Origin of the sequence: Mesorhizobium sp. M1E.F.Ca.ET.063.01.1.1 (assembly GCF_003998155.1) — a bacterium.
GTDB lineage: Bacteria > Pseudomonadota > Alphaproteobacteria > Rhizobiales > Rhizobiaceae > Mesorhizobium.
Map to the genome: position 1 here is coordinate 21,883 of NZ_RZSC01000011.1, position 6,000 is coordinate 27,882.

Below are 6,000 nucleotides of genomic sequence, written 5' to 3' on the forward strand. Positions count from 1 at the left end.
TGATTTCGCGATTGGTAGCGATCAGCCGCCGCTGTCCAATTCCGTTCCGGTTCGCAGGCACTCAAGATAGGCGCGATAGGCGAAGCTGCGGTCGCGCTTCTTTCCTGTAGTTTCCACGAGAATATTGGCTTCGGTCAGCGCCTCGATCGCACGGATCGCGGTCGGCTTGCTTGCGCCGATCAACTTTGTGACCACAAAGGCTTCGTGCTCGATCTTGAAGACACTGGCGCCATCGCTTCTGTCGTCGACCGAATTGGTACGGCGATGGGCATCGACATTCTCGTCAACAATGCCGGGCTAGGTACGTTTTCCCGCCGGGGAACCAAATATCGAAGTCTTGGACAAGACGATGCGGATCAACCTTCGGGGTCCTTGGCTCGTCGCTGCTGCTGCCCTGCCCTATCTCAAGGCTTCAGGACGCGGCCGCGTCATCAACATCTCCTCGCAAGCCGGCGTCGTCGCCATCGAGGAGCATGCCGCCTATGGTGCCAGCAAGGCGGCGCTGATCAACCTGACAAAGGTGATGGCCATTGAATGGGCCAAGTTCGGCATCACTGCCAACGCGATCGCACCGACAGTGGTTGAGACGCCGATGGCGCTTGTCGGCTGGTCAGGCGAAAAGGGAGAAAAGGCCAGAAGGGATATCCCCGTCGGACGCTTTGCCAGGCCTGCCGAAATCGCCGCTGCGGCTCGTTACCTCGCCTCGGAGGACCGGAATCATCAATGGGGCGGTCCTCATGGCCGATGGCGGCTTCAGCGTAAGATAGAAGCCTCACCTCTCGCTGTTTCGTAGAATAGATCCTCAACTCGAGTTAGCGAGCTCGTCCTTCGCACTTCGCCTCGGCTTCGGCGGCTTGCTCGATGATCTTCGCGGCAGCGGCTGGACGCGCGACGAAGGTGGCGTGGCTGCCCGGTACCTCGACGGTGGCGGCCTTCGCGCGTTGCGCCATCATGCGGGCCACCGCCGGCGGCACAAGCTGGTCGTCCTTGGAAAGCAGATACCAGGACGGCTCGGTCTGGGGGGCGCAGGTTCAAATCCTGCCACTCTACCATTCCGCAAATCACTCTCCTGCTTCGTTGAAGGCGTTGCGGGCGCTGCATTCTCCAGTTTGGTTCGGAACCATTTCGCGGAACCCGATGGCTGCGGCCTTCGTCCGCCAGAAGACCGTGTTGCGGGAATCCTGCGGATTTCAAAACGACAACCTTCTTGGCCTCCTTGCACATGGCTGCTCGACCTACCTTTCCGCTGTTTCTACCGGTGAGCATGGAAAATCGGTGCCGATCTTGCCGGACTGTTCGGGTCTGGGATGTGCCGGCTGCTGGCGCCGTCGCCGTGATCAGCGCTGCTGTGCAGTTTCCTTCCGCTTGGAAGCCATTGAGCATGTCCTTGACGCACCGCCGGAAGCCGGTCTCCGCCAGCTTGTCACATGCTCCCCTCATACGCTGCTCAGCAACAGGCTCGTCTCGCTGTTCGACACACCGTCGATCATACGGACCTGACGTAACACCCGGTCAAACTCCGCAAGGTTCGAAGCCCGAAAGCGCCGTTGACTTGCCCTTGCGTCCGGATTGCTGCGGCGCGGCAATCAAGGTGAGCCTCTCTCCCAGATTGTCGCGCTGCACGGGCCGCCGTCTCCATCCTGACATACCATGTCGAGATGTGCCAGGAACGGGATCCTCGCGCGTCCCGAATGTCACCGCATCGGCACCCGGATCTCCTTGCAGAAGCTGGCTTAGCTCGCCGATCAAACGGGCCCAGCTGATGCTGCACGAAATGGAGGTGTTATGGCGAGCGCTCCCCAGACGAGTGCGAGGCCGAGGTATTCCGTTAGCTCGAAGGGGCCGATGGCATTCACAATCTTATCCATCGTTATCGCCGACCCAAATGCGATCGTGTTTCCGATGAACAACGCCCACCATGCCCAAGGCTCACCCCGGCGGAACGCCGTTACGGCGATGGCGCTGGCCAGAAGTCCGAACAGGACGCAATAGATGCCATACATCCGGTACAGCACTGTTATGTAGCCCGCGATCATGGGGGAAGTGCCCGTAAGCTCCAACCAAGACCCGCCGGAGTAGCCCTCATAGGCCGCCGGCAGAATCCCTTTGCCAGCTGGACCTAGAAGATGTTCGGGAGACACTGCGGCCCCCGCGCCCCATGCGATATATGCGACGTCGACGACTAGGATGATAATCCACGCGACCTGCCGGCGATTCATTTTGGTAACCTTCCGGTCAGTTTCATGAGCAGCCGCATGCACGTGTGCCCAAAGTCGACGCCATCGCCGTACATCATTGGACAGGCGCCCTCGATCACGCTGATATCGTGTCGACGGCAGAATTCGACTGCCTGCGGCGAGACACTCGATCCCTTCGCAAGGGATTGATGCATCCAAACGCGGCGGATCCCGGCAACCGAACAGTCGTGCACGATGCTCTCGGTGATTTCAGGTCGCGTGACGATCACGACTCCATCAACCCCACCTGGAATCGATCGCAGGTCGCGGAAGCAGGGATCGCCATCGAAGGTCTGCAAGTTCGGGTTTACCGCGAAGACCTCATGCCCCGTCTTCTTCAACCGCCGATAGATAAGGTTGCCGGCCGGATGATGGCTGTTGTTGCGCGACACGCCTGCAACGGCGATCCGCCTTTGCGTAAGGAAGTCGGAAACCTTGGCTTCAAGATTTGTTGGAGTCATCGGCGCCTCCCAATCCGGCTTACAACGCGTGCTTGACGTCGTGGTCCGTTCCAGGAATGCGGGACGGCGTAGACTCCAAACCTCGAACGAAGGAGAATCACTTAAATCCGACTTGGTGAGCCTTCAGCAAATCGAGCAGCGATTGCGAAGGTTCTGAGTAGAAAATCATGAAGTGATTGTCGGCATACTCGTTGAATAACTTGGTACGAGCTTGCAGGATATGCCTGTTGTGCTCGATCAAGGCTTCCGGGCCGGTGTACGTCTCACGAACCTCGCACTCGGTGCCATCGCTACTGAGGAACCAGTCGTAGCGGAGTGTTCCTGTGTCCTTTTCCCGTGTGATCCGAATCAACTCGGCCGCTTGCTTATTGAATCCGTCGAGGCAGCCCGGGCGGACCGTGAAGTGCGCGCTCAATTCAAGGTAACTCATAGCTCGTCCTCCATCTCATACGTGTCACGGCCAAGAAGGAACTACAAACAGCCCGAGGTGCCGAGCGCTCCCGCGTGCTCAGTGCTCGCGATTGCTACGGCCCTTCGCGAGCTGGATAGGCGCGGAAAGGGAACGTGGCGATCTATCACGCGGTGGCGACCGCCAGCAGATGCGTCCCGTCGCCAACTCACAACGGTCGAATTGAAGGCGAACCATGCCAGAGCGAAGATGTCCCACCGACAGGGCTGCGATCCTGTGCGAACGCTGCTGAGCCGCGGAAAGGCTGATTGCATCGCTTCACTGCACATGGCCCGCATCCACTTCCGCTTTCTGCGCGGCCACACAGATCGTATCGATGTCCTGATACGAGAGCCGAGTCTCGGGACGCAGTGCGGTATACGAGCCGGGCATCTTGCCCGACGTTGCATCGTGGCAAGACTCGGCCAGCAGCTTCCGTTGTTGCTCCGGCGAGTATCCGGCCCATTCTGAGAAGTTGACCGCCTTTCGCCCTTCGTTGACGCCGTACGCCATAAGCCAGGAGAAGGGGACGATGTTCGAGTACCACGGCCACACGGTCGCGTTTGAATGACAATCGCCGCACGAGCGATCCAGAACAGCCACGAGCTCGCTGGTTATCCCGGCATGCGCCTGAACGGTGCGGCTAACGTCAGTCGGCGGATTCGTGCGGTCGGGACGAACGAGTTGCGCCGCAACGAAGACGACCGCAATGGCAGCGATCACTTGGAGGAGGCGTTTGCCCATTGGCTGTTCCCTCCGTCATCGGACATTAACAAAAGATAAAGTTTGCATTGTATGCCCGCATCGCGCTTTGATCTCCGTCAATTCTTCTGCCAGACTTTTCGAATTCGTGCGGCATGAACGGATCTCGCCGAAGCCGAGGCCTCGACTAGGCAGCTTATGGACGTGCTCGGTCATGACGATATCGATCATGCAGAGCTTTATTCGCGAGAGGCATCGCAGGTTCGGCTGGCTGTGCAGGGGATGGATCGAGTCGTACGCGTCGTAACGCGCAAGCCGATGCTTGGCGAACCTCGTGGCGAACCACCCTATAAAGCATTGATAAATAACGACAATGGTAGGCCCGGAGGGTCACTATTTTCTATACAAAAACAATATGTTAGCGGCTGTTCGCCAATCCATTTCCTTCGTATTCTCTCGTATGGTCTGGCGAACCTAAAGATCAAGAAAGGGACTAGAATCCGACGCTGGCAAAGGGCGATGTCGTCATTCTCGACAATGTCGCAGCCCACAAGAGTCCGGCCGCCGAGGCAGCCATCCGGGCAAGAGGCGCATGGCTGCTCTTCCTGCGACCCTACAGCCCCGATCTCAACCCGATCGAAATGGCCTTCGCCAAGCTCAAGGCGTTGAGAGAACCAGTATGGTCGACAGCCAAACCTGGGGGAAGAACATCCGATGTACCGGCTGGCATCTGAACCAACGGCATCCGGTCGATGGGGAGCTTCTCGCCGTCGCGCTGGCGATGGAGAAGGAATCTGCCGACAGATATGCGGATTTGGCCAGGCGCATGCGCGGCGCCGGTCGGCGAGAACTAGCCGACGTGTTCGATCGTCTTGTGCGCGAGGAGACTGGCCATACCGACATGGTCTCCGGCTGGTCGCGTCAGGTCACCCATAAACCGCCCGAAATTCGGCCGGCCGATGCCGTGCCGCAGGACGGTTTCGACGAGGAAGGCATCTGGCTCGTCTCCCCCGAATTGGTTGACGCGTATCGCTCCCTGGCCATCGCCGTCCGCAATGAGGAGCGCGCCTTCGCATTCTGGTCCTATGTAGCAGCCCACGGGGCGTCGCCGGAAATCCGGGAAGCCGCCGAACGGATGGCACGCGCGGAACTGGAGCACGCAAAGACGCTGCGGCGAGAGCGCCGGAAAGCCTTTTTCAAAGATCGGCATCTGGGGCCGGCAATCCAGAAGCCCTACGATCTGTCCAGTCTGGAGATGGAGGTCTGCATGCGCCTTGAGGGATATGCCGACATGAAAGGGAACAAGAATACATACCGGGATCTTGCCCTCGAAGCCCGCAAGGTCTCTCTCGATCTCGCATCGGATCCTCTTCAGAGCCGCGCGCCTGTCGGGCGGCCGCCACCGCGATCCTTGGATGCGCTCTGCGAGGAGCTGGCCGACTACTACATCGGCGCGGGCGAACACCTGCTTTCGCAGCCGCTCGGGACAGGGCGCAGGCGCTTGCCACCATCGCTGTCAAGCGCCTTGCCGTCGTCCGCGATCTTGTAACGAGATAGGTGGAAACCCAGCCCCCCGCTCGACACGCCACCGTTCAGGGGAGCGGGGACCGCCACGAATGCGCTACTTAAGTTCGAAAGACGGTTATGGCCATACCGGATCGCGCAGCGGCTCGATCGTGACGCGCGCTCCGGGACGCCAGACTCCAGCGCCCGTCGCGCGGCATCTCGTAGCAACGCGACCATTCCGATGCCTGCGTTCGCAGTCGGGAGCCCGTACGGATCAGTCCGGCCAAATGCCTGGCGATGTCGGGGCACCGTCATCATATTTTGACAGCCATTCCACGATCTTGGGCCGATTGCTGATGAAGCCCTTGTAGGTCGCCAGTTCCGCCGGCAGGTCGCGGATGACGCGATGGAAGCGCCTCGCCCATTTCGGCACCGTCACCAGTTCGTCGAGCTTGATGAGGTAGCAGCGGATCGGAAACACCAGGGCATTCGAGCGAGGAAGACGGAAGAAGGTCTGGAGCTCGACGCGCAAATGCATCATTTGCCCCACGTTCTCCAGTCTCAGGTCTTTCTTCATCACGCCCCATTTGTGATAGTTCTCGGGTCTTGTGTCGAGCAGATGATTGACTGTCATCGTCCCGTTTAG

At 59.5% G+C, this 6,000-nt stretch carries 9 protein-coding genes and 3 pseudogenes; 4 read left to right on the top strand and 8 right to left on the bottom strand.

What is annotated here, in order from left to right; translation table 11 throughout:
• Positions 1-21 precede the first annotated feature (21 nt).
• On the bottom strand, positions 22-183 hold the full coding sequence (locus EOA29_RS02570) for a hypothetical protein (protein WP_189434390.1): 162 nt from the start codon (positions 181-183) through the stop codon (positions 22-24).
• A 166-nt stretch (positions 184-349) separates the two neighbouring features.
• On the opposite strand from EOA29_RS02570, the gene EOA29_RS02575 reads away from it, so the two are divergent.
• Complete coding sequence (locus EOA29_RS02575) at positions 350-793, top strand: SDR family oxidoreductase (protein ID WP_127220166.1); 444 nt, start codon at positions 350-352, stop codon at positions 791-793.
• A 19-nt stretch (positions 794-812) separates the two neighbouring features.
• On the opposite strand, the gene EOA29_RS02580 is transcribed toward EOA29_RS02575, so the two are convergent.
• The 6 genes and pseudogenes from EOA29_RS02580 to EOA29_RS02605 form a co-directional block, all read right to left on the bottom strand.
• On the bottom strand, positions 813-953 hold the full coding sequence (locus EOA29_RS02580; protein WP_189478797.1) for a hypothetical protein: 141 nt from the start codon (positions 951-953) through the stop codon (positions 813-815).
• A gap of 483 nt (positions 954-1,436) precedes the next feature.
• Positions 1,437-1,538 (bottom strand): annotated as a pseudogene (locus EOA29_RS02585) (Lrp/AsnC family transcriptional regulator); the annotation flags it as partial.
• A 207-nt stretch (positions 1,539-1,745) separates the two neighbouring features.
• On the bottom strand, positions 1,746-2,219 hold the full coding sequence (locus tag EOA29_RS02590; protein WP_127220167.1) for a hypothetical protein: 474 nt from the start codon (positions 2,217-2,219) through the stop codon (positions 1,746-1,748).
• Positions 2,216-2,698, bottom strand: coding sequence for a CoA-binding protein (locus tag EOA29_RS02595; protein WP_126089961.1), 483 nt, complete (start codon positions 2,696-2,698; stop codon positions 2,216-2,218). The genes EOA29_RS02590 and EOA29_RS02595 overlap by 4 nt, the downstream gene beginning before the upstream one ends.
• A 97-nt stretch (positions 2,699-2,795) precedes the next feature.
• Positions 2,796-3,128, bottom strand: coding sequence for an antibiotic biosynthesis monooxygenase (locus EOA29_RS02600; RefSeq protein WP_127220168.1), 333 nt, complete (start codon positions 3,126-3,128; stop codon positions 2,796-2,798).
• 297 nt (positions 3,129-3,425) lie between these two features.
• Positions 3,426-3,890 (bottom strand): heme-binding domain-containing protein, encoded by a 465-nt coding sequence (locus EOA29_RS02605; RefSeq protein ID WP_127220169.1) that lies wholly within the window; start codon positions 3,888-3,890, stop codon positions 3,426-3,428.
• Between the two features lie 123 nt (positions 3,891-4,013).
• Between EOA29_RS02605 and EOA29_RS02610 the strand changes: the two are divergent.
• The 3 genes and pseudogenes from EOA29_RS02610 to EOA29_RS02620 all read left to right on the top strand — a co-directional run.
• Positions 4,014-4,151, top strand: a pseudogene (locus tag EOA29_RS02610) (integrase); the annotation flags it as partial.
• Between the two features lie 197 nt (positions 4,152-4,348).
• Positions 4,349-4,582: pseudogene (locus tag EOA29_RS02615) on the top strand (transposase); the annotation flags it as partial.
• Positions 4,528-5,397, top strand: coding sequence for a ferritin family protein (locus tag EOA29_RS02620; RefSeq protein WP_189478798.1), 870 nt, complete (start codon positions 4,528-4,530; stop codon positions 5,395-5,397). The pseudogene EOA29_RS02615 and the gene EOA29_RS02620, both read left to right, overlap by 55 nt.
• A gap of 231 nt (positions 5,398-5,628) precedes the next feature.
• Here EOA29_RS02620 and EOA29_RS02625 read toward each other — a convergent pair.
• On the bottom strand, positions 5,629-6,000 hold a 372-nt coding region (locus EOA29_RS02625), incomplete at its 5' end, for a heme-dependent oxidative N-demethylase subunit alpha family protein (protein ID WP_127220171.1).